General features: G+C 67.3%; 23 protein-coding genes and 2 tRNA genes. 15 read left to right on the forward strand and 10 right to left on the reverse strand.

Going from position 1 to position 22,648, the window contains the following annotated elements; translation table 11 throughout:
* The first annotated feature begins 133 nt into the window (after positions 1–133).
* A complete protein-coding gene (locus JKF87_RS00345) occupies positions 134–673 on the forward strand; it encodes a DUF3617 domain-containing protein (RefSeq protein WP_236260994.1) in 540 nt (179 codons plus the stop codon).
* Between the two features lie 81 nt (positions 674–754).
* On the opposite strand, the gene JKF87_RS00350 is transcribed toward JKF87_RS00345, so the two are convergent.
* Together JKF87_RS00350 and fdxA are read right to left on the reverse strand one after the other, a co-directional pair.
* Positions 755–1,285 (reverse strand): CarD family transcriptional regulator, encoded by a 531-nt coding sequence (locus JKF87_RS00350; RefSeq protein ID WP_055753908.1) that lies wholly within the window; start codon positions 1,283–1,285, stop codon positions 755–757.
* Between the two features lie 304 nt (positions 1,286–1,589).
* On the reverse strand, positions 1,590–1,931 hold the full coding sequence (gene fdxA / locus JKF87_RS00355; RefSeq protein WP_201096343.1) for a ferredoxin FdxA: 342 nt from the start codon (positions 1,929–1,931) through the stop codon (positions 1,590–1,592).
* 200 nt (positions 1,932–2,131) lie between these two features.
* Here fdxA and JKF87_RS00360 point away from each other — a divergent pair, with 200 nt between their 5' ends.
* The gene (locus JKF87_RS00360; RefSeq protein WP_201096345.1) at positions 2,132–2,758 is read left to right on the forward strand and encodes a YceI family protein; all 627 of its coding nucleotides are present in this window, start codon (positions 2,132–2,134) and stop codon (positions 2,756–2,758) included.
* Here JKF87_RS00360 and JKF87_RS00365 read toward each other — a convergent pair.
* The 4 genes from JKF87_RS00365 to JKF87_RS00380 are packed head-to-tail and all read right to left on the reverse strand — an operon-like array spanning position 2,742 to position 7,586.
* Complete coding sequence (locus JKF87_RS00365) at positions 2,742–3,026, reverse strand: RNA-binding S4 domain-containing protein (RefSeq protein ID WP_201096346.1); 285 nt, start codon at positions 3,024–3,026, stop codon at positions 2,742–2,744. The genes JKF87_RS00360 and JKF87_RS00365 overlap by 17 nt on opposite strands.
* Positions 3,023–5,518: a helicase-related protein gene (locus tag JKF87_RS00370; protein WP_201096347.1), complete on the reverse strand. Its 2,496-nt coding sequence runs from the start codon at positions 5,516–5,518 to the stop codon at positions 3,023–3,025. Before JKF87_RS00370 ends, JKF87_RS00365 begins: the two co-directional genes overlap by 4 nt.
* Complete coding sequence (locus tag JKF87_RS00375) at positions 5,515–6,189, reverse strand: response regulator transcription factor (protein WP_236260995.1); 675 nt, start codon at positions 6,187–6,189, stop codon at positions 5,515–5,517. The genes JKF87_RS00370 and JKF87_RS00375 overlap by 4 nt, the downstream gene beginning before the upstream one ends.
* A complete protein-coding gene (locus tag JKF87_RS00380) occupies positions 6,186–7,586 on the reverse strand; it encodes a two-component system sensor histidine kinase NtrB (RefSeq protein ID WP_307417113.1) in 1,401 nt (466 codons plus the stop codon). Before JKF87_RS00380 ends, JKF87_RS00375 begins: the two co-directional genes overlap by 4 nt.
* Before the next feature lie 573 nt (positions 7,587–8,159).
* On the opposite strand from JKF87_RS00380, the gene JKF87_RS00385 reads away from it, so the two are divergent.
* The 11 genes from JKF87_RS00385 to JKF87_RS00435 all read left to right on the forward strand — a co-directional run bounded on the left by JKF87_RS00385 (position 8,160) and on the right by JKF87_RS00435 (position 16,961).
* On the forward strand, positions 8,160–10,106 hold the full coding sequence (locus JKF87_RS00385) for a methyl-accepting chemotaxis protein (protein WP_307417115.1): 1,947 nt from the start codon (positions 8,160–8,162) through the stop codon (positions 10,104–10,106).
* Entirely contained in the window at positions 10,106–10,393 is a 288-nt protein-coding gene (locus tag JKF87_RS00390) for an STAS domain-containing protein (RefSeq protein WP_201096349.1), read from the forward strand. The genes JKF87_RS00385 and JKF87_RS00390 overlap by 1 nt, the downstream gene beginning before the upstream one ends.
* The gene (locus tag JKF87_RS00395) at positions 10,390–10,755 is read left to right on the forward strand and encodes a response regulator (RefSeq protein WP_201096350.1); all 366 of its coding nucleotides are present in this window, start codon (positions 10,390–10,392) and stop codon (positions 10,753–10,755) included. Before JKF87_RS00390 ends, JKF87_RS00395 begins: the two co-directional genes overlap by 4 nt.
* A 25-nt stretch (positions 10,756–10,780) precedes the next feature.
* Positions 10,781–12,970 (forward strand): chemotaxis protein CheA, encoded by a 2,190-nt coding sequence (locus tag JKF87_RS00400; RefSeq protein ID WP_201096351.1) that lies wholly within the window; start codon positions 10,781–10,783, stop codon positions 12,968–12,970.
* A gap of 3 nt (positions 12,971–12,973) precedes the next feature.
* Complete coding sequence (locus tag JKF87_RS00405) at positions 12,974–13,432, forward strand: chemotaxis protein CheW (RefSeq protein WP_201096353.1); 459 nt, start codon at positions 12,974–12,976, stop codon at positions 13,430–13,432.
* A complete protein-coding gene (locus tag JKF87_RS00410; RefSeq protein WP_201096354.1) occupies positions 13,429–14,292 on the forward strand; it encodes a CheR family methyltransferase in 864 nt (287 codons plus the stop codon). Before JKF87_RS00405 ends, JKF87_RS00410 begins: the two co-directional genes overlap by 4 nt.
* Entirely contained in the window at positions 14,289–15,326 is a 1,038-nt protein-coding gene (locus JKF87_RS00415; protein WP_201096355.1) for a protein-glutamate methylesterase/protein-glutamine glutaminase, read from the forward strand. Before JKF87_RS00410 ends, JKF87_RS00415 begins: the two co-directional genes overlap by 4 nt.
* A 17-nt stretch (positions 15,327–15,343) precedes the next feature.
* Complete coding sequence (locus JKF87_RS00420) at positions 15,344–15,733, forward strand: response regulator (protein WP_201096356.1); 390 nt, start codon at positions 15,344–15,346, stop codon at positions 15,731–15,733.
* Positions 15,730–16,275, forward strand: a complete 546-nt coding sequence (locus JKF87_RS00425; RefSeq protein WP_201096357.1) for a chemotaxis protein CheD — start codon at positions 15,730–15,732, stop codon at positions 16,273–16,275. Before JKF87_RS00420 ends, JKF87_RS00425 begins: the two co-directional genes overlap by 4 nt.
* Complete coding sequence (locus JKF87_RS00430) at positions 16,275–16,616, forward strand: hypothetical protein (RefSeq protein WP_201096358.1); 342 nt, start codon at positions 16,275–16,277, stop codon at positions 16,614–16,616. The genes JKF87_RS00425 and JKF87_RS00430 overlap by 1 nt, the downstream gene beginning before the upstream one ends.
* Before the next feature lie 268 nt (positions 16,617–16,884).
* Positions 16,885–16,961: transfer RNA gene (locus JKF87_RS00435), tRNA-Arg, on the forward strand.
* 86 nt (positions 16,962–17,047) lie between these two features.
* Here JKF87_RS00435 and JKF87_RS00440 read toward each other — a convergent pair.
* From JKF87_RS00440 to JKF87_RS00455, 4 genes are all read right to left on the reverse strand, one after another.
* Positions 17,048–18,667: an FMN-binding glutamate synthase family protein gene (locus JKF87_RS00440; protein ID WP_201096359.1), complete on the reverse strand. Its 1,620-nt coding sequence runs from the start codon at positions 18,665–18,667 to the stop codon at positions 17,048–17,050.
* 46 nt (positions 18,668–18,713) lie between these two features.
* Positions 18,714–20,123: an FAD/NAD(P)-binding protein gene (locus JKF87_RS00445; protein WP_201096360.1), complete on the reverse strand. Its 1,410-nt coding sequence runs from the start codon at positions 20,121–20,123 to the stop codon at positions 18,714–18,716.
* Between the two features lie 115 nt (positions 20,124–20,238).
* Entirely contained in the window at positions 20,239–21,048 is an 810-nt protein-coding gene (locus JKF87_RS00450; protein ID WP_236260996.1) for a WecB/TagA/CpsF family glycosyltransferase, read from the reverse strand.
* 144 nt (positions 21,049–21,192) lie between these two features.
* Positions 21,193–21,546: a VanZ family protein gene (locus tag JKF87_RS00455; RefSeq protein ID WP_201096364.1), complete on the reverse strand. Its 354-nt coding sequence runs from the start codon at positions 21,544–21,546 to the stop codon at positions 21,193–21,195.
* Positions 21,547–21,750: 204 nt separating this feature from the next.
* Here JKF87_RS00455 and JKF87_RS00460 point away from each other — a divergent pair.
* Positions 21,751–21,837, forward strand: a tRNA-Leu gene (locus JKF87_RS00460).
* Between the two features lie 189 nt (positions 21,838–22,026).
* Positions 22,027–22,641 carry a ribonuclease D gene (locus tag JKF87_RS00465; protein ID WP_201096366.1) on the forward strand — a complete coding sequence of 205 codons (615 nt, stop codon included), beginning with the start codon at positions 22,027–22,029 and terminating at the stop codon, positions 22,639–22,641.
* Positions 22,642–22,648 lie beyond the last annotated feature (7 nt).

Raw genomic sequence — 22,648 nt, forward strand, 5'->3', positions numbered from 1 at the left:
AAGGGATCAGCCGGTTCGGCGTCAAGCCGAGTCTTGGCTGTTTGGTGCAGGGGGTGCGACTCTGGCGAGTCTGCACGGCAGGGAACCCCGCCGTTCAGCGGCCATTCAATTCCCGTGCTGCATGAACCATATCATGAAGATGAAAGCTGAACAGAAGGCCGCCATGTCCCGTCTGACCCCGTCTCGTAAGGCTCTGGCTCGCAAGACTCTGGCGCGCAAGACTCTGGCCGTCCTGGCCCCCGTGCTCGCGGGCGGCTTCATGCTGGCCGCGCCCGCGATGGCGCCCGCCCAGGCGACGGCCCAGACGGCGGCGCAAAGCGAAGTCCTGCCGGGCTATTGGGAATATACCACCAACGCCGTGGGCCAGCGCGAGACGCTGCAGAAATGCGTGCGCCCCAGCGAGATCAACCGATTCTTCGGCGGCATCTCGACCAACAAATGGCGCTGCACCTATCCGACCCGCGTGGTCGGCGACGGCAATGCGCGGTTCGAGGGAACCTGCTCGGACCACAAGAACCGCCGCATCAATGTGCGCCTGAGCGGGACCTATACGGAAACCAGCTTCAGCTTCCGGGGCGGCGCCCAGGTCGTGCGCGGCACCCCCTATATCCCCGCCAGCATCACCGCCCGCCGCATCAGCGCCCAGTGCCCGGCCAACGCCGAGTATTTCTGAGGCGTCAGCGGCTGGGCCGGCGCCCGATGCAAAAAGGCCCCGGATCGCTCCGGGGCCTTTTCGTTTGTCTGAGGTCGAGCCTTAGGCCGCTTCGGCGGTCGGGATCGGCTTCTTGGCGCTGAGGGACTTGGCCAGCAGTTCGACGGCGGCGTCCTTGTCGATCTTGTTGGCGGCGGCGACTTCGCGGGCCATGCGGTCCAGGGCCGATTCATAGAGCTGGCGCTCGGAATAGGACTGTTCCGGCTGGGTGTCGGCGCGGTGCAGGTCGCGGACCACTTCGGCGATGGAGATCAGGTCGCCCGAGTTGATCTTGGCTTCATATTCCTGGGCGCGACGCGACCACATGGTGCGCTTGATGCGGGCGCGGCCCTTGAGGGTGGTCAGGGCCTTGGTCACGACGTCGTCGGCGGCCAGCGAACGCAGGCCGGCCGTCACGGCCTTTTTGGTCGGAACGCGCAGGGTCATCTTCTCGTGGTCGAAGGTCACGACATAGACTTCCAGCGACATGCCGGCGACTTCCTGCGTCTCGATCGCGGCGACCTTGCCAACGCCGTGCGCCGGATAGACGACCGCGTCGCCAACCTTGAACTCCAGACCAGTCTTGCTCGTCATATTCGTCCTTTCCCGGTCAGGGACAGGCGAAGCGAAGGCGCAGCAAACGCAAACAGCATCTCGACCGGCGGTGGGAGCCGACGGATGAAATGAATGTCAGACGTCAGATACGGAAACGGATCACCAAACCTCTGGCCGATCCCGTCTTCATGGGCGGGATACTGTCGCAAACACGGGCGGCGCGAAGATTTCGCAGACCGCCCGATCCAATGAAACAGAACCTATCACAAATTTGCGGAATTTCAAAACGTCCACAGGGGCGTCATGGAATTGCAGCAAGGCTTGTCCCGTGTGACGGCGGCCTTCAGGAGCCCTTTCCGGGCTTGGGGCTGAAGTATTTCTCGTACTTGCCCGTCTCGCGTTCAAACTGTTCGCGGTCCGCGGGCGGCGTGCCCTTGACGGTGATGTTGGGCCAGACCTTGGCGTATTCGGCGTTGACCTGCAGCCACTTGCCGTCCGGCTCGTCCTCGGTGTCGGGCACGATGGCGTCGACGGGGCATTCCGGCTCGCACACGCCGCAGTCGATGCATTCGTCCGGGGCGATGACCAGGAAGTTTTCGCCCTCGTAGAAGCAGTCCACCGGACACACTTCCACGCAGTCCATGAACTTACATTTCACGCAGGCGTCGGTGACGATGTAGGTCATTGGGCGGCTGAAAAGATCTGGGTTGCGGCTGGGAGGCCTGCGACATGGCGGCCATGCAACCAACTGTCAACAGCGGGGCTTAAACCGAGAGCCGTTCGCAAAACTGGCGACGGCTTTAGAAAGCGTCGCTTGACAATCGCAGACCTCATTCGCAACTGTTGTGATTGCATATCAAACTTCCCTTACTGGAAACCCACCCCATGCGCTCCTTCATCATCAAATCCGCCCTTGCCGGCGCCCTGGCTCTCAGCCTTGCGGCGGGCGGCGCGGTGGTGGCCCAGGCCGCCCTGACCCAGAACCCCGCCGAGGTGACGGCCGGGAGCTATGACCTGGATTCCGGTCACGGCAAGATCACCTGGTCGGTGAACCACCTGGGCTTCTCGACCTATACGGGCCAGTTCGTGAACGTGAAGGCCGAGCTGAAGCTGGACCCGCGCAATCCGTCGGCCAGCACCCTGACCGCCACGGTGCCGCTGGCCGACGTGGCGCCGAACGACGACCGGCTGAAAGCCCACCTGCTGACGCCTGACTTCTTCGATGTCGCCAACCACCCGACGGCGACCTTCGCCTCGCGTTCGGTGACGGTGCATCCGGGCGCCGCCAATCAGGCCACCGTCGTCGGCGACCTGACCCTGCATGGCGTGACCAAGCCGGTGACCATCGAGGTCACCTTCAATCAGGCGGGCGCCGTGCGCGACGCCTACAAGGCCGGTTTCGACGGCGTGGCCACGATCAAGCGTTCGGACTTCGGCATCAACTACGCCCTGCCGGCCGTGTCGGACGAGGTGAAGCTGCACCTCGAAGGCGAGTTCAATCTGAAGAAGTAACCGGCGAATACAGGGCGCGGGCCTCTTCGGCGGGCCCGCGTCTTTCGCCCAGCGCATCGACCTTCAGCGTGGTGACCCGTCCGTTCTGGACGAAGGTCATCACGTCGCCGATGTGAACCAGACGACTGGCCTTATCCAGCCGCGTCTCGCGCCCCTGATGCGTCAGCCGCACCGCCCCGCGCTCCACCAGATCCGCCGCCAGCCCGCGCGTCTTCACGAACCGCGCGCGCCACAGCCAGACGTCGATGCGGCAGGCGTCGGCCTTCAAGCGCGCGCCTTTCGCCGGGGGCGGCGCCGCTTGGCGGCGGGGGCGGGCGCCTCGGTCAGGGCGGCCAGGGCGGCGAAGGGCGAGTCCTTGACGGCGCGCGGCGTCTGGCCCGGCTTGTCCGGCTGGCGGGCGCGTTCGGTCTTGAGGGCGGCGATGACCTGTTTCGCCTGATCGGCGCTCCAGCCCAGATCGGTCAGGGCCTCGTCGGACAGGCGCCCGTGGTTGGCGGCGCGCAGTTCGGCCATCTTCTCCAGCGTTTCGACCGGCGCCAGCCAGCGGCCCGCCAGACGCAGGCCGTGGGCGGACAGCAGGCGCGGGGAGGGCGGTTCGGACAAGCTGGGCGCAGGGATCAGGTCGGGCGTCGCCGCGATCAGGGGCGCATCGACGAAGCCTTGCGCGAAATGGCGCGCGCGCGGCTTCTGCAGGCCCGGCAGCCAGACGGAATGGACGCCGACGCGGATGGCGAAGGTCTTCAGGGTGCGGCGCTCGACCTGGCTGAGCGCGGCCAGATCACGCTCCACCTCGCGCCGGTCGATCAGGCCCCCGGCCTCGATCAGGCGGAAGGCGACGCCGCGCGGCAGGCCCTTGAGGGCGCCGGTCTCGACCGCCTGACGCAGGCGGCGCAGATCACGCAGCGCCCGGCCCGCCTCTGAGGCCAGCCACGCCTCCAGCCGCCGCCGCGCCCGCTCTCGCGCCGGGGTGGGGCCAAGGTCGCCCAGCAGCCGAACCTGGGGCGAGAAGGGATCGGCCCCCTGCGGGCTGGTCGCGATCTGGGCGGTCAGGACGCCGCGCCACAGCACCGAACCGTCGGGCGTCACGGCGAAGGCCTCGTCGGGTTCGGCGGCCAGACGCCCGAGGCGCCGGTTGATCTCGGGCGTCACGGCGCGGACGGCGGCCTGGCGCAGGGTGCGGTCCTCCAGGGCGGATGACCCCTTCTCCATCTGGAAACGCACGCCTTCCAGCTGGCCCACCACCTGACCCTCGACCGTGACTTCGCCGTCGTCGGCGACGCCAGCGAATGTGTCGTCGCGCACGTTCAGGGCGCGCATCAGGGCGGTGGTTCGGCGGTCCACGAACCGGGCCGTCAGCCGCTCGTGCAGCACGTCGGACAGCCGGTCCTCCAGCGCGCGGGTCCTGTCGCGCCAGCCCTGGGCGTCGTGCACCCAGTCGGGCCGGTTGGCGATGTAGGACAGGGTGCGCACCGCCGACAGCCGCGCCGACAACTGGTCGATCTGGCCGTCGTCACGGTCCACGAAGGCGAAGCGCGGCGCCATCCAGTCGTCGGTCAGCCGCCCCCGCTTTCCGGTCAGGGCGGTGAAGACGTCCTTGGCCAGACGGCTGTGCTCATCCAGCGTCGTCTTCTGGAAGTCCGGCAGCTGGCAGGCCTCCCACAGCCGCATGATGGCCCCGCGCGACCGGCCGATGCGAGCGATCTCCTCGTCCTTGATCAGGCGGCGCAGCAGGGTCTCGTCCAACGCCTCGGCCGTCAGGCTGAGGCCCGCCCGTCCCGGCGTCACCGTCAGCGAACGCAGCAGGTCGGGCAGGGTGTCGAAGTCCAGACGGGCGTTGCGCCATTCCGCCGCCTCGACCGGATCGAACCGGTGCTCGACCACCTGTTCGACCAGATCGGGGTCCAGGTCCTCGGCCTCGGCGGTGACGCCGAATGTGCCGTCGCGCAGATGTCGGCCCGCACGCCCGGCGATCTGGCCGATCTCATGGGCGTGCAGCCAGCGGGTCCGCCGCCCGTCGAACTTGCGCAGGCCCGCGAAGGCGACATGGTCCACGTCCATGTTCAGCCCCATGCCGATGGCGTCGGTGGCGACCAGGAAGTCGACCTCGCCCGACTGATACAGGGCCACCTGGGCGTTGCGGGTGCGCGGGCTGAGCGAGCCCATGACCACCGCCGCCCCGCCCCTCTGGCGCCGGATCAGTTCGGCGATGGCGTAAACCCGGTCGGTGGAGAAGGCGACGATGGCGCTGCGGCGGGGCAGGCGGGTCAGCTTCTTTGATCCGGCGTAGGACAGGGTGGACAGGCGGTCCCGCGTCACGATCTCCACGTCCGGCACCAGACGGCGGATCAGCGGCTCCATCGTGCCGGCGCCCAGGAACATGGTTTCGAACCGGCCCCGCGCGTGCAGCAGGCGCTGGGTGAAGACGTGGCCGCGCTCGGGGTCGGCGACCAGCTGGATTTCGTCGATGGCCAGGAACTCGACCGACCGCTCCAGCGGCATGGCCTCGACCGTGCAGACGAAATAGTGCGGGCGCGTCGGGACGATCTTCTCCTCGCCCGTGATCAGGGCGACGGCTGAGGCCCCGCGCAGCCTGACGATCCGCTCATAGATCTCGCGCGCCAGCAGCCGCAGCGGCAGGCCGATCATGCCCGAGGCATGACCCAGCATCCGCTCGACCGCCAGATGGGTCTTGCCAGTATTGGTGGGCCCCAGCACCGCAGTGACGCGGGAAGGAGCCAGGCCTGCGGAGCGGTCACTCATAACCGACTTAAGGTGGCGACGTTTCCGTCGCGGCTCAAGTCCGCCGCCGGATTTAACCGATCGGGCCCGAGGCGGCGCGCATTCCCATGCGAACCAGCTCCGGCAGGCTGTGGGCCTGCATTTTCTGCATCAGCTTGGCGCGGAAGATTTCGACGGCGCGGGCTGATCTCCAGGTCGAGGGCGATCATCTTGTTCGACTTGCCCTCGATCAGGGCGTCAAAGACCTGGCGTTCGCGCGGGGTCAGGGTGGCCAGGCGCGCGCAGGTCGCATCCTTCATGTCCCGCTCGGCCTCGGCCCCGCTCATCTGGTTGATGCAGCTGCGCACGGCCTCAAGAATCCGGTTCGGGTCAAAGGGCTTTTCGATGAAGTCGACGACCCCGGCCTTCATCAGCTGCACCGCCAGGGACACGTCGCCATGTCCGGTCACGGCGATGATCGGCCAGGCGGGGCCGCGCAGGGCTTTCAACCGTTCGACCAGTTCGACGCCGCTGGTCTGGGACATGCGGATGTCGGTGATGATGCAGGCCGACTTCTCAACCGGCAGGTTTTCAAGGAAGTCCGTCGCGCTGACGAAGGCGCGGGCGCGGAACCCTTCGCCGCGCAACAACAGCAGCATGGCGTGCCGCATGGCCTCGTCGTCGTCGATGATGAATACGGAATAGGGGTTCATGCGGCCTCGAACTCCGTGATGGGGGGAAGGCGGAATGAAAAGGATGCGCCGCCGGACGCACTGCGGCCCACGATGATCTGGCCGCCGTGGCTTTCGATGATGGAGCGGGTGACCGACAGGCCCAGGCCCATGCCGCCCGCCTTGGTGGTCATCATTGGTTGGAAAAGGACGTCGAGTCGGTCCTTGGGGATGCCGGGGCCGTTGTCCTCGACCGTCAGCTCATAGCCCTGGCCCTGCACGGAGCGGCCGATGACGGCGACCAGACCTTCGTGCTGGTTTGAGACGGCCTCTACGGCGTTGCGGACCAGGTTGGACAGGGCCTGCTGGATCTGGATGCGGTCAATCAGGACGTGGTCGTCTTCGTCCTGAATGTCGAGGCGGATGGCCACGTCGGCGTCGCGGCTGATCATGGTGAAGACGGGCGCCAACTCCTCAACCAGGCAGGATACCCGCTGTTCGGCCAGGTCATGGGCGCCGGTCGTGATCTGGTCGCGCATCCGCCGGATGATCTCTCCGGCGCGCAGGAGCTGGGACGTGGCCAGCTGAAAGGCCTCGGCGGCGTTGTCATCCTCGACGCCGGTCTGCTTCAGGGCGTTCCGCCCGGCTTGCAGATAGACCGTCGCCGCGCCCAGCGGCTGGTTCAGTTCGTGCGCCAGGGTGGCGGCCATTTCGCCCAGGGAGTTCAGCCGCCAGGTCCGTTTCAGGTGAAGCGCCAGATCATGGCTTCGATCCTTGACCGCCTCGGCCTGGGTCTGGTCCGCCAGGGACAGGACCGCATGTTCGGGCTCGATGTCGTCGGGCAGGATGTCGGCGCGGATGATCAGCGAGGCGACCGAGCCGTCCGGGCGTGCGGCGGTCCATCGGCGCGGGGGCGGCGGGTCCAGAATCCCGCCTTTGCCGACCTTGTCCAGCAGGGCGGGGTCGAAGCCGCTGACGAAGGCGGAGAAGGGGCGGTTGGCGGCGGCGTCCGGGGCGACGGCCAGAAGCTCGGCGGCGACGGGCGTGATGCGTCTTATATGGCCCTGACGGTCCAGGGTGACGATGGGGGCGGAGGTCAGGATCGTGTCCAGAACGGCTTCGCGCACGAACAGGTCATGGGAGATCCGCCCCGATTGACGCAGCGCCTGGGTCAGGCGCTGACAGACCTCGGCGATGCCCCATGAGATCAGGGCGAACAGGATGGAGTTGACCGCGATGTCCTGGTCGCTGACGCCGCGCACCTGCATCACATTGGCGACGACGGCCAGACCGATGGCCAGGGCGACGGACCATCGGCCCGCCAGCAGGGCGGTCGCCATGACCGCCGGAAGCAGCGGCAGGAAGTAGAAATGCCAGCTGGCTTCAAGACTGTGGCGGACAAGAACGGCGACGCCGACGGAGGTTGTTGCGATCAGCACCCCATGCCACCAAGGCTGGCGGACCAGTGGGTCGACCCAGAGGCGTCTGGGTCCCGCGGGCCGTGCTGACCGCACCTGCGTCATGTCGGATCCCGCCCTCGCGAAATCATCCTGGCCATCCGCTCGACATATTTTCGACTTGTTTCCTGATAGCAGGCGATTTCGTAAGTGGAAACACGTAGATAGCAATTACTGCAAAGCTATTTGCCGCAGGATGGATCGCCACCGACCGCAATCCATTCGCGCTGCATCGTCAACCTTAACGTGCGTTAAGCATAAGTCGAGCTTTGACAGTAAGCCTTCTCATATCGTGGGTATTAATCATCGACTCATCCTTGGTCGGCATAGTGCAAAGCTTCCAAGGTCGGTCATGAATATCTCTCCTATCCTTTGCGCGCGCGTCGCCCCAGCAGCCGCCGGTTCGGCCTGTTTCGGCCTGCGCCAGGGCTGGGGTCGGCATGACGATGTTCGGCCTTCGCAAAGCTCCAAAGACAAAACCTCTTCACCGGCTGAGGCGCGGGGCCGGACGGCTGTCTCCGTTCGCGCGTGTTTGATTAATCAGGGTCGTCTGCATTGAAATTCCTGGAAAACCTCTCCGTCAGCAGAAAGCTGTTCCTCGCCTTCGCCGTGGTCCTGGGGGCCATCGGCGTCATGGGGGCGGTGATCATCGTCAACATCCTGTCGTCCGAACACGCAGGCGCGGCCCGCAGCGCCGAGAATCAGATCAACCGCACGGCGGCCGTCGCTGAAGTCGCGTTGATCGAGCAGGAGAACGCCTATCGCGGCTTCCTGCTGTCGCAGGACCCCTACTATATCGAACGTCTGGACCGGCATCGCGCCAAGTTCCGCACGGCGCTGGACGAACTGAGGACCAGCCTGCCGTCCGAGCGGGCCGGTTCGGTGGACACGGCAGAGCGCGCCAACGCCGCCTGGTACAAGGACGTGGTCCAGGTCGGTCAGGTCCTGGTTCGCGACGGCAAGAGCGCTGAGGCCGAGCAGATGGTCGGCCGCAAGGGCATAGCTGACGGCTATTTCCTGCCGATGCTGAACGCCATCGACGAGATCAAGGCCGACAACAGCGCCGCGCTGGACGTGGTCCGCAAGGCCCAGAACGACGCCGCCCGCAATGTGATGATCGGCGTGATCGCCGGCATGATCGCCGCCCTGCTGATCGCGCTCGCCGCCGGCTGGGCCGCCAGCCGCGCCATCGTCAAGCCGATCATGACCATGGTCGGCTATATGAAGAGCCTTATGGCGGGCAAGACGGCCATAGAGGTCGCCGGGGTGCGCCGCAGGGATGAGTTCGGTCAGATGGCCCAGGCCATCACCGCCTTCCGCGACGCCGCGGTCGAAAAGACCCGTCTGGAAGCCGAAGCCGTGGCCCAGCGCGCCGCCGCCGAACAGGAACGCGCCGCCAACGAAGCCGAAAAGGCCCGTCTGGCCGCCGAGGACACGGTGGCGCTGAAGGCGCTCGCCGCGGGTCTGACCGCCCTCGCCGAAGGCGACCTGACGCACCGCTTCACCGCCGAGGTCGCCCCGCGCGCCGAACGGCTGAAGAACGACTTCAACGCGGCCATCGCCCAGCTGGAGCAGGCCGTGTCGGTGGTGGTGTCCAATGTGTCGGCCATCCGCTCCGGCGCGGGGGAAATCTCTCAGGCCGCCGACGATCTGTCGCGCCGCACCGAACAGCAGGCTGCGTCTCTGGAGGAGACGGCGGCGGCGCTGGATCAGATCACCGCCACGGTCAACAAGACCGCCTCGGGCGCCAAACAGGCGTCCGGCGTGGTGCAGGTCGCGCGCGGCGATGCGGAAAAGAGCGGCGTGGTCGTGCGCGACGCCGTCTCGGCCATGACCGCCATCCAGAAGTCGTCGGTGCAGATCGGCCAGATCATCGGCGTGATCGACGAGATCGCCTTCCAGACCAATCTTCTGGCCCTGAACGCAGGCGTGGAAGCCGCGCGTGCGGGTGATGCGGGACGCGGCTTCGCCGTCGTCGCCTCCGAAGTGCGCGCCCTGGCCCAGCGTTCGGCCGAAGCCGCCAAGGAGATCAAGGTCCTGATCTCGGCCTCGACCGGACAGGTCGGCGCGGGCGTCAAACTGGTCGGCGAAACGGGCGAGGCCCTGCACCGCATCGTGGACCGCGTCGCCGAGATCGACAGCCTGGTCACCGAAATCGCGGCCTCGGCCCAGGAACAGGCCGTCGGTCTGGGCCAGGTCAACACCGCCGTGAACCAGATGGATCAGGTGACCCAGCAGAACGCCGCCATGGTCGAACAATCGACCGCCGCCAGCCATTCGCTGGAGCAGGAGGCCGAAACCCTGCAGGCCTCGGTGGCCCAGTTCCAGGTCGGCGGGACGGCCCCGCGCCAGCCCGCCGCCGCCGTGAGCCACGCCCGCGCGTCCGCGCCCGCCTATCCGCCCCGTCCGTCGGAACGCACGGTCCAGGTCATGCGGACCATCGGTCGCGGCGGGGCGGCCCTGCAACCTCAAGTCATTGAAGATGGATGGGAAGAGTTCTGATGAGCGATGCCGCCCCCGTTGTTCTGACCCTGTCGCCGGTGCTGGATCTGACAGCGGCCGAGCCCCTGAAAGCCGAACTTCTGGCCCATCGCGGCCGGGTTCTGGTGGTGGACGCCTCGGGCGTTGAACGCCTGGGCGGCCTGTGCCTTCAGGTCCTGCTGTCCGCGTTAAGCTTGTGGCGGCAGGATGAAATCAACCTAAGGTTAGCATATCCGTCCGATAGTTTCTCCGAGCAGTGGGCCGCCTTCGGCGCGCCTGCGTTCGATTCCGAGGGGGCGCTCGCATGAGCAAGACCGTTCTGACCGTCGATGATTCACGCACCATGCGCGACATGCTGCTGCTGGCGCTGGAGGAGGCGGGCTACACCGTCATCCAGGCCGTGGACGGCGTCGACGGGCTTGAGACCCTGGCCGCCAAGGGCGCCGATGTGGTCATCACCGACATCAACATGCCGCGCATGGACGGCTTCGGCTTCATCGAGGGGATGCGCGCCGATCCGAACCACCGCACCACGCCGGTCCTGGTCCTGACGACCGAGAGCGACGCCGAGAAGAAGTCCCGCGCCCGCGCCGCCGGGGCCACGGGCTGGATCGTCAAGCCGTTCGACCCGGTCAAACTGGTCGACGCGGTGCGCCGCGTCGCGGCCTAGCCACAGAGAGGTCTGACACAGCGCCATGGACGCCTTTGAAGCCATCAAGGTCACCTTCTTCCAGGAATGCGACGAACTGCTCGCGGAGCTGGAATCGAAGCTGATGCTGCTCGAACAGGGGCAGACCGATCTTGAGACGATCAACGCCGTCTTCCGCGCCGTTCACTCGGTCAAGGGCGGGGCGGGGGCGTTCGGGCTGGAGGCCCTGGTCCGCTTCGCCCACGTCTTCGAGACGCTGATGGACGAGCTGCGCGCGGGGCGCAAACCCTGTGATCCGGTCACGATCAAGACCCTGCTGCGGGCCTCAGACGTGCTGGCCGACCATGTTCAGGCGGCTCAAGGTCTGGTTCCAGAGGTGGACGAGGCGCGCTCGGCCGGTCTGGTCGCCGAGATGGAGCTGCTGACCCACGGCGGCGAGGCGCCTGCGCCCGTGGTCGAGGAAGATGAAGACGATTTCGGCTTCACCCCCATGGCCTTCGACATGGCGCTGGACGAACCCCTGGCGCCCCTGCCTGAACCGGCGTCCGGCTGGCGCATCGAACTGAGGCCGCACGGCCGCATGTACGCCAGCGCCAATGAGACGGGCCTGTTGCTGCGCGAACTGGGGCGGCTGGGCCCCACCACCGTGGTTCTGGACGACAGTCAGCTGCCCGCCCTGGATGCGCTGGCGGTCGAGGAGGGCTGGCTGGCCTGGACCGTCGAACTGCACGCGGCGGTGGATGAGGCGACGGTGCGGGAGGTGTTCGACTTCGTCGAGGCCGATTGCGACCTGACGCTCACGCCGCTGGGCGCGCCCGCCGAAGCTGATTTCGTGTTCGAGGAGGAGGGGCCTGCAGTCCTGCCTGCCGGCGACGACCTGGACATCGCCGCTCTGCTGGCCCGCGTGCAGGGCGAGGCGGTTGCGGAGCCGCTGGCGCCGCTGTCGGCGCCTGAAGCCGCCCCGGCGGCCGCTGCGGCAGTCCCGACGCCTGCGTCAACGCCCGCGCCCGCTGTCGCCAGTGCGCCGACGGCGCCTGCGCCCGTCACCATCCGCGTCGATCTGGACCGGGTGGACCGGCTGATCAACGCCGTGGGCGAACTGGTCATCCAGCAGGCCATGCTGTCGCAACGGGTTCTGGAAAGCGGTCTCGCCCGCTCGTCCGGCATCGCCCTGGGTCTGGAAGACCTGGAGCTGCTGACGCGCGAGATCCAGGACAGCGTCATGGCCATCCGCGCCCAGCCGGTGAAGTCGGTGTTCCAGCGGATGCCGCGTCTGGTGCGCGAAGTCGCCGACATGACGCACAAACAGGTTCGTCTGGTCACCGCGGGCGAGGACACCGAGGTCGACAAGACCGTGGTGGAACGTCTGGCCGAACCCATCACTCATATGCTGCGAAACGCCATCGATCACGGGCTTGAGACGCCTGCGGAACGGCTCGCTGCGGGTAAATCCCCGGAAGGCACGGTGCGTCTGGCGGCCCTGCACCGCTCGGGCCGCATCGTCATAGAGATCAGCGACGACGGGCGCGGCATCAACCGCGAGCGGGTCAAGAAGATCGCCGTGGACAAGGATCTGATCGCCGCCGACGCCGTGCTCAGCGATGAACAGGTGGACAATCTGATTTTCCTGCCCGGCTTCTCCACCGCCGACGCCGTGTCCGATATTTCGGGCCGGGGCGTGGGCATGGATGTGGTCAAACGCTCGATCCACGCCCTGGGCGGCCGCATCTCCATCAGTTCGGCGCCCGGCAAGGGTTCGACCTTCACCCTCAGCCTGCCGCTGACGCTGGCGGTGCTGGACGGCATGGTCACGACCGCCGCCGAACAGACCCTGATAGCGCCGCTTCCGGCCATTGTCGAAAGCCTGACGCCCCAGGCTGCGGACCTGCATCATGTCGGGGGTCTGGACCCGGTGATCCGCTTCCGCGACACCTATGTGCCGGTGGTGGACGTGGCGCTGGTCATGGGCTTCCGCGACGCGCCGATGGACCCGACACAGGGCATAGCCGTCATTGTCGAGACCGAATCCGGCCAGCGCGCCGCCCTGCTGCTGGATGCGATCCAGGGCCAGCGCCAGGTCGTCATCAAGAGCCTTGAAACCAACTACCAACAGGTGGAGGGCGTCGCCGCCGCCACCATTCTGGGCGACGGCCGGGTCGCCCTGATCCTGGATGTCGACACCCTGGTCGCCATCCGCCGTTCCGGCGTCCGTTCCGACTTCAAGCTGGCGAGCTGAACCATGACCGAAGCCAACGACACCGCAAATCGTGAACTGATCGCCTTCCGCATCGGCGGTCAGGAGTTCTGCGTCGACATCATGTCGGTGCGGGAGATCCGGGGCTGGACCCCGGCGACCCCCCTGCCGCGTTCGCCCGGATATATGAAGGGCGTGATCAACCTGCGCGGGACGGTCCTGCCGATCATCGACCTGGGCGCGCGTTTCGGGCTTGAGACGTCCGAGCCCACGGCCCGCCACGTCATCATGGTGGCCAATATCGGCGGCCGCACGGTGGGGCTGCTGGTCGACGCCGTGTCCGACATCCTGCAGATGACAGAGGCCTCGGTGCAGCCGACGCCCGACGTCGCCAGCGAGCATGTGAAGTCCTTCGTCAAGGGCATCTTCTCCATCGACGGCCGGATGATCAGCCTGATCGAACTGGATCACGTCCTGCCGGAACGCGAGGCCCAAGCCGCATGACCGCCGTCGCCGGCCGAGGTTCCCTGGTCGAAGGCGAGTTCGTCTTCACCGCCGAGGATTTCAGCCAGATCGCCCAGATGCTGCACGCCCATGCAGGCATCGCCCTCAGCGAGGGCAAGGCCGCCCTGGTCTATTCCCGCCTGGCCAAACGGCTGCGGGTGCTGGGCCTGCGCAGCTTCCGGGACTACTGCGCCCTGATCGAGGGCGTGGACGGGGTGGACGAGCGCCAGAAGATGACGGCGGCCCTGACCACGAACGTCACCCGTTTCTACCGCGAGCCGCACCATTTCGACGACCTGCGCGACCGGGTCATGCCGACGCTGGCCGAGCGCGCGCGGGCGGGCGGGCGTGTGCGCCTGTGGTCCGCCGCCTGCTCGAACGGGCAGGAGCCCTATTCGATGGCGCTGACCGTGCTGTCGGTCCTGCCGGAAGCGGCAGATTTGGACGTGCGTATTCTTGCTACCGACATCGACCCCAACATGGTCGCGCAAGGGGCGGACGGCGCCTATTCCGAAGAAGCGCTGGAGCCTGCGCCGGCCGTCCTGTGGCGGCGCTATTTCGACCGGGCCGAGGGCGGACGCTGGCGCGCGGGCGCCCAGTTGAAGCGTCTGGTCGCCTTCCGCGAACTGAACCTGATCGGCCACTGGCCGATGAAGGGCCGGTTCGACGTCATCTTCTGCCGCAACGTGGTCATCTATTTCGACGAGAGGACGCAGGAGCGCGTGTGGACGCGCTTCACCCCCGTCATGACGCCCGGCGCGACCCTGTACATCGGCCATTCCGAACGGGTCACCGGCCCCGCCGCCAGTCAGCTTCAGACCTCGGGCCTGACCACCTATCGCCTGGGAGCAGGGGCGTGAGCGCGGTGCGCGTGCTGGTCGTCGACGACAGTCTGACGATGCGGAACCTGATTTCCGCGGCCCTGCGCCAGGACCCGGACATCGAGGTCGTCGGCGCCGCCGCCGATCCGATCGAGGCGCGCGCCGCCATTAAGGCCCTGAACCCCGATGTCCTGACGCTGGATGTCGAGATGCCCAATATGAACGGGTTGGAGTTCCTGGAGAAGATCATGCGGCTGCGGCCGATGCCGGTGGTCATGGTCTCGACCCTGACGGCGGCGGGCACGGACGTGACCCTGGCGGCGCTGGAGATCGGGGCCGTGGATGCGGTGGCCAAGCCCGCCGTCGCCCGCGCCGACGCCTTCGGCGAACTGATCGTCAAGGTCAAGGCCGCCGCCCGGTCGCGGGTCCGTGCGCGCGGCGACACGCCCGCCGCCGCCGACGCCCCGCGCGGCTATGTCGTCGATCCGTCTCACGTCCTGGCCATCGGCGCCTCGACCGGCGGCGTGGAGGCTCTGGTCACGGTGCTGTCCGGCTTTCCCGCCGACTGTCCGGCGACCGTCATCACCCAGCATATGCCCGCCAGCTTCACCGCTAGTTTCGCCGCCCGCCTGGACCGCCTCTGCGCCCCGACCGTCAGCGAGGCGCGGGAAGGCGATCTGCTGAAGCCCGGCCATATCTATCTGGCGCCCGGCGGCGTGGCCCATCTGGAGCTGTCGTCCGGTCCGTCGCCGCGCTGCCGCCTGGTCGCCACCGATCCGATCAACGGCCACCGTCCCTCGGTCGATGTCATGTTCGAATCCGTCGCCCGGCTGAAGCGGCCGATGACCGGCGTGATCCTGACCGGCATGGGCAAGGACGGCGCGCGCGGCCTTATGGCCATGCGTCAGGCCGGCGCCCGCACCCTGGGCCAGGACGAGGCGACCTGCGTCGTCTATGGCATGCCGCGCGCCGCCTACGAACTGGGCGCCGTGGAGCGGCAGCTGCCGCTGCACCGCCTGTCGCCCGCCATTCTCGACCTTTGCGCCGCCCCCGCCGCGCGAAACCCTGTTTGACCTCCGGGAGCGTATCCATGCCCGCCGCCGCCAATATCCACTGCCTGGTCGTCGATGATCAGATGACCATGCGCTCGCTGGTCCGCACCAGCCTGCAGCAGCTGGGCGTGCGCGAAATCCGTGAAGCCGCCGACGGCGAGATCGCTCTGCGCGAGGTCATCACCCGGCCCGCCCACCTGATCATCTCCGACTACAACATGCCCAACCTGGATGGGCTGGGCCTGCTGCGCGCCGTGCGGGTCCACCCGCCCACCGCCAAGACCGCCTTCATCATGCTGACGGGCCGCGCCGACCGCGAACTGGTGCAGCAGGCCGTGAAGTACGGCGTGAACAACTATCTGGTGAAGCCCTTCACCGTGGCCCAGCTCAAGGCCAAGCTGGAAGCGGTGTTCGGCCCCCTGACATGATCCACGCCGCCCGGAATGACGGCGCAGAGAAGCGCATTCACGTCGGCCAGGGCGAGCATTTCGTCACGTCTGATTCCGAGGTCGTGCTCAGCACCATCCTGGGCTCCTGCGTCGCCATGTGCCTGCGCGATCCGGTGGTCGGCGTCGGCGGCATGAACCATTTCCTGCTGCCGGAAGGCGACGGCGCGGGCACGGACGCGGGCCGCCGGTACGGCGCCTATGCGATGGAGCTTCTGATCAACGACGTGCTCAAGGCGGGCGGGCGGCGCGAGCGTCTGGAGGCCAAGCTGTTCGGCGGCGGACGCATGTTCGACGGATTGCGCGACGTGGGCCGCGCCAACGCCGACTTCGCCGAACGCTTCCTGCGCGACGAGGGGATTACGGTGGTCGGCGGCAGTCTGCGCGGCGAGGGCGGGCGGCGGCTGCACTACTGGCCCGTCACCGGTCGCGCCCGCCAACGCGGCGTCACCGACACCCAGGCGCTGGACATCCCGGTCCGCGCCCGTCCGTTCGCGGACGCCGGCGCGCTGGAGCTGTTCTGATGGGCCTGGCTGCCGATCACGCCGCCCTGCTGCGCGCCGTCGCCGAGGCGCTGTTGCAGGCGCGCGGCCGCATTGACGGGGTCGAGGCCATGGTCAGCGATCTGATCCGCCAGACGGCGCCTGAAGACCGTTCGGCGGCCCTGACCCAGGCCCAGTCGCTGGATGTCCTGGCGCAGGAGATCGAGGCCCTGTCCGGCGTGCTGCAACGTCTGGGGCAGGGCGAGGCGCCGGATCAGGCCGTGCTGGCCGTGCCCCTGGCGCATCTGTCCGTCCGCCTCGGCGCCGGGGTCGGTCTGAACCCGGCAAGCGCGCCCGTCAGCGACGACGTCGAACTGTTCTAGGGGCGATCCTCGTTCAGCCCGGATGACGAACCCAGCGTCGGTTAACAGCTTGGCCGTTCGCGCGGAACAGGGGTGAAACGAATCAGGACCGAATCGCTGACATCGTTCGATTCGTGATTTGTTCACTGCAAGATATTGTATCTTAACGTGGATTAACCACAAGAGGGCGCCCCGCCGTCACCGCGCCGCCGCGCTCGCCTGCGGATTTGCACGAAGTGCCGCCGGGCATCTTCCCCCCCGCGTCCTGAACCGCTAGTGCAATCCCCACGGCCCCGTAGCTCAGCTGCATAGAGCAAGGCTTTCCTAAAGCCGAGGTCGCAGGTTGGAGTCCTGCCGGGGTCGCCAAATCATATTTGGCTATAAAATCAACGACATGGTTGGCCTTATGTGCGGCCCTGCCGCCCCTGCGGCAGGCTCGGGCTTGTGGCGCCTTACACCCGCGTGGCCGCAGGCTCTTCCAGGTCGAAGCGGTCGGCGCGGGCCAGGCGCCAGCTTTCGGAATAGAAGCTGCGGCCCTCTTCGCCGGTCAGCAGTTCACCGGGGCGCAGGAAGACGTGCAACTGCGAGAACAGCTTGATCTCGGTCTGGCTGATGCGGCGCGCCAGATGGTGGGGGCGCAGGTCGCTGGGGTGGTGGATGCCCGCCGCCGCCAGCATCTCCGACAGGCCTTTCAGGGTGGAGCGGTGGAACTGGTGCACCCGCTCGGCCTTGTCCGGCACGACAAGCGCGCGCTGACGCAGCGGGTCCTGGGTCGCGACCCCGGTGGGGCAACGGTTGGTGCCGCAGCTGAGGGACTGGACGCAGCCCAGGGCGAACATGAAGCCGCGCGCCGCATTGGCCCAGTCGGCGCCTATGGCCAGGACGCTGGCGATGTCGAAGGCGCTGGTGATCTTGCCCGCCGCGCCGATGCGGATCTGATCGCGCAGACCGGCGCCGACCAGGGTGTTGTGCACGAACAGCAGGCCTTCGCGCATCGGCGTGCCCAGATGGTCGGTGAACTCGACCGGCGCCGCGCCCGTGCCGCCTTCGCCGCCGTCGACCACGATGAAGTCGGGGCGGATGCCCGTCGCCAGCATGGCCTTGACGATGCCCATGAACTCCCACGGCTGGCCGATGCACAGTTTGAAGCCGATCGGCTTGCCGCTCGACAGCTGACGCAGTTTGGCGATGAATTCCATCATCTGCAGCGGGGTCGAAAAGGCGCTGTGGGTGGAGGGCGAGATGCAGTCCTGGCCCATCGGCACGCCGCGCGTCGCCGCGATCTCGGCGCTGACTTTTTCGGCGGGCAGAATGCCGCCGTGACCCGGCTTGGCCCCCTGGCTCAGCTTGATCTCGATCATCTTGATCTGGGGGTTGGCCGCCTGGGCCGCGAACTTGTCGGGATCAAAGGCGCCCGTCTCGGTGCGGCAGCCGAAATAGCCGCTGCCCAGCTCCCAGATGATGTCGCCGCCGTGTTCGCGGTGATAGGGGCTGTAGCCGCCCTCTCCGGTGTCATGGGCGAAGCCGCCCAGGGCGGCTCCCTTGTTCAGGGCGCGGATGGCGTTGGCGCTGAGCGAGCCGAAGCTCATGGCCGAGATGTTGAACACCGACCCGGAATACGGCTGGGCGCACTGGTCGCCGCCGATCAGGATGCGGAAGGTCGCCGGGTCCGCCGCGGGCGCGGGCCGGATCGAATGGCCCATGAAGTCATAGCCGACGCTATAGACGTCCATCTGGGTGCCGAACGACCGCTCCGACCCCTCCTTCTTGGCGCGGGCATAGACCAGCGAGCGCTGGTTGCGGGAGAAGGGCGCGGCCTCCTGGTCGGACTCGATCAGATACTGCCGGATCTCCGGGCGGATCATCTCCGCCAGCCAGCGGACATGGCCGATGACCGGATAGTTGCGACGGATCGAATGGTGCGGCTGGATCAGGTCGGCGACGCCCAGCAGGGTCAAAGCCCCGGCGATCACCGGCAGGAACCATGTCCAAGGATAATACAGCGCCAGCAGCACGCCGACGATGAAGACCAGGATGCAGAGGCCGAAAGCCGAATACTGATTGAACCGCACGTGTCTCTGGTCCCTGTCGCCAGCGACCCGAATGTTCCGCCGGGTCTTATGTTCCGCGAACTATGGCCGCTGGATCGGTCCGAGGCCAGTCGGCGGCGCCGCTTTGCCCGGTTGCGCCCGCCGCCGCCACATGTTCGGCCAGGTCCAGGGCCTGGGCGCGCAGGTCGGGCACGGCGGTGATCTCCCAGAAGGCGCCGCGCGTCAGGGGGCCGATGGCGTAGAGGCCGTCGGTCGGGCGGTCCTGGCCGATCAGGCGGCCGTCGCCGTCGACCTGCAGCCCCAGGCCCAGGGGGTCGGGGCGGCCGTATCCCTTTTTCAGGATGTCGGCGATCAGGGGCTCGCGGCTCTGCTGGATGACGCCCAGCGGGCCGGTGCAGTTGACCACCAGGTCGAAGCGTCCCCGGATGGCCCGGCGACGCCCGCGCGGACGCCAGGCCGCCTCCACCGATCGGCCGTCCAGCGCCGTCTCGGACAGCTTGCCCGCCAGCACGGTCAGTTCGCCGGAGGCCAGCATCGAATGAATGTCGCGCGCCGATCCGGGCGACAGGCGGTGGCGATGCACGTCCCACAGGGGGCGCAGATGGCGCAGGAACCGCTTGCGCTGAACCGCCGTCCACGACCGCCACAGCGGGCGGGCCGAATGGCGCAGGTGGTCGAACACGGCGCGCCAGTCGTGCGTCTGGGTCGCCTGCCGCACCTGTTTCAACACGTCGGACGGACCGCCTGAGAAGGCCTCGACATAAGGTTCGGGCGGCACGGTGGCGTGGGCGCGCGGCAGCAGGCCGTGGCGCGACAGGGCGGTGAAGCGGCGTCCGGGCCGCCGCAGCGACAGGGCCGCATCCACCATGGTCAGGCCCGCCCCGATCAGCAGGATGTCGCGCGCGCCCTCCGCCGCCTCGGCCTCCAGCCGCCAGGGGTTTTCGACATAGAGGGGCGAGTTGCGCAGCGCCTCGTCGACGCCGGGCGGGGAGGCGGGCTCCAGATTGCCCAGGGCCAGCACGACCGCCTCGGCCTGCACCGTCCCGCCGTCGTCCAGCGTCAGGGTCCAGCCCGCGCCGTCGCGGTCCAGAGCCCTGGCTTCGGACGCCGCCAGCGTCAGACGCTCGGGCGCGCCGTCCAGCGCCTGGTCCAGCAGGTGCTGCAGATAGTCGCCGTAAACTCCGCGGGTGATGAAGCCGTCCTGCGCCCGCCATGACGGCTGTTCCGCCAGCCAGTCCGCCAGATGCCCCGGCTGATCGGGAAAGGCGCCCATATTGTCCAGGCGCACGTTCAGCAGATGGTGGGGGTTGCCGGTGTCATAGGCCGTGCCGGGACCAAAGACCTTGCGCCGCTCGATCAGGGTGACGCGGAGCCTGGCGTTCAGCCGCAACAGGTGGATCGCCGTCAGCAGACCGCTGAATCCTGCCCCGACCACGGCCACGTTCTGGCGCCCGTCTGGCGTTCCGGTTTGCGGCATAGGCGCTCCCAACTCGACCACTCGTCCCGCACTCATAACGCAATCCGGCGCGGTTCGGTTTTCGATCTTGGTCAGAAATGCCTACCGGACAAGTAGGAAATTCTATCGTCGGCTGTCAGCGGCGATAGCCGGTGACCGGCGGGGCGCCGAACTCACGCGCCGCCTTCGGGGCCAGACCGGCCTTGCGGCGGCGCGCGGCGCGGATGTCGGAAATCGCTAGTGGAATCAAGGTCCAGGGCTCGACGCAATAGCGGCGGAACAGGCGTTTGGGGTCTTGCACCAGACGATAGGCCCACTCGACCCCGGCCCGGCCCATCCAGCGCGGCGCGGGCTTCTGGGTTCCGGCCTCATAGTCGAAGGCGGCGCCGACAGAGAAGATGACGCAGTTGGGCAGAAGCTCCAGATTGCGCAGGATCCAGGCCTCCTGGCGCGGCATTCCCATGCCCACGAACAGGATTTCCGGCTTGAAGGCGATGAGGTCGGCGATCAGGGCGGCGTTGTCCGCCGAACCTGCGCTGGCGTCGAAGAAGCCGTGGCGCGGCAGGATCCGGGCGTGGGGATAGACGGCGTTCAGCCGTTCGGCCGCCGCCTCGCTGACGCCGGGCTCGCCGCCGACATAGGCGATGCGCCATTTCTTGCGGTTGGCCACGCTCCAGAAATGGTCGCGCCAGTCCAGATAGGTGCAGCGGTGGAAGCCCCGGCTGTGCAGGCCCAGAGTCCGTGAGAACCAGATCATCGGCGTCGAATCGACCTCGACCATCTCGGCCTGCGCATAGAAGGCGCGCATCTCCGGGTTCTTCTGGATCAGATACAGGCTGTGCAGATTGTGGTTGGCGACGATGGTCTTGCGCCCTTCGGCCACCGCCGTCTGGACGTGGTGCAGCACTTCCTCGGGCTTCACCAGATCGACCAGCTGCCCCAGCATGTGCACGCGCTCACGCCTGCGCCGACGCTTGCGGAACTGCGGTCGCGGCGCGGATCGACGCTCGTGCGCCGGGGAGATGAAGGGTGAATCCACCATGGACGCAGGATGCAGCAGCAGGCTTCAAGGACGGGTTAGAAAACAGGCTTAACCCGCGTCAACCAATCCGGGGCGGATCCGCTGGACGACGACGCGCGTCAGCGAGGCCAGCGCCACCCCGATGCTGTCGGCCAGCAGATCGTACAGATTGGCCGATCGTCCCGTCAGGCCCTGCACCACCTCGACCCCTGCGCCCAGCGCGATGGCGACAAAGGCGGTGCGCCACAGGCCCAGCTTGGGAAACAGAAGCGTCAGGCAGGCGGTGATGATGAAGAAGCCGATCACATGGGCCGACTTGTCATCCAGACCCAGATTCTCCTCCGCCCCCTGAAAGGGGCCGAGCATGGCGACGAACAGCCCGGCCAGTGCGAGACCGGCCGCGCAACGCAGTATGAACATCATTTGGCGACGCCTTGATTGGGGAGGAGGGGCGTGGAAATCGTCAAAAACCTAACCGGAACAATGCGTGAGCGCTACTCCGACGCGCTTTTTGCTCCGCTTGCGCAAGAAAACGCACAAACTGAAAAAAGCTTGTTGACCCGGCCCGAGCCCTCTCGTAGATGACGCGCCTTCCCGATGGAAACGCCGCAAGGCGCTGCCGACGGGGCCCAGATGGCGGAATTGGTAGACGCGCTGGCTTCAGGTGCCAGTGGCTTAACGGCCGTGGAGGTTCGAGTCCTCTTCTGGGCACCATATTATAAACGGCGTCGTGTTTTCGAACACGGCGCCGTTTTCATTTTTCGCCTATCGCAAGCCGCGCGGCGGCTTGCTGCTTGAGGCAGTTTGGGTGAATCGGCATTTGCACGCAGCTGTGCGTTTATCGGTGCGGCCTTCGACATCTGGCCGTTCCGTCCCGTCGCCTGCGCGTGTAAGAAGCCCCGCATGACTGTTTATCTGCACGAGGGCGATCTGCCCGACGATCTGGACCTGGGGCCCGAGGTCGCTGTCGATTCCGAAACCATGGGCCTGCGTTTCGGCCGTGACCCCCTGTGCGTGGTCCAGCTGTCCGCCGGCGACGGCGACGCCCATGTCGTGCGTCTGAACCGCCCCGCCTATGACTGTCCGAACCTGAAGCGGCTGCTGGCCGATCCGAAGGTGGTGAAGATCTTCCACTTCGGCCGGTTCGACATCGGCATGTTCCAGCTGCACCTGGGCGTCGAGACGCGCCCGGTCTATTGCACCAAGATCGCCTCCAAACTGGCCCGCACCTACACCGACCGCCATGGTCTGAAGGACGTGGTGCGCGAGATGGTCGGCGTGGACCTGTCCAAGGCCCAGCAGTCTTCAGACTGGGGCGCGCCGCAACTGACCCAGGCCCAGCTGGACTACGCCGCCTCCGACGTTCTGTATCTGCACGCGGCCAAGGCCCGTCTGGATCAGATGCTGGAGCGCGAAGGCCGCGCCGAGCTGGCGGCCAAATGTTTCGACTTCCTGCCGACCCGTTCGGCGCTCGACCTCGCCGGCTGGGACGAGATCGACATCTTCGCCCACAGCTGAGGCGCGC

The organism is Brevundimonas nasdae (assembly GCF_016654005.1).
In the GTDB taxonomy this organism is placed as follows: domain Bacteria; phylum Pseudomonadota; class Alphaproteobacteria; order Caulobacterales; family Caulobacteraceae; genus Brevundimonas; species Brevundimonas nasdae.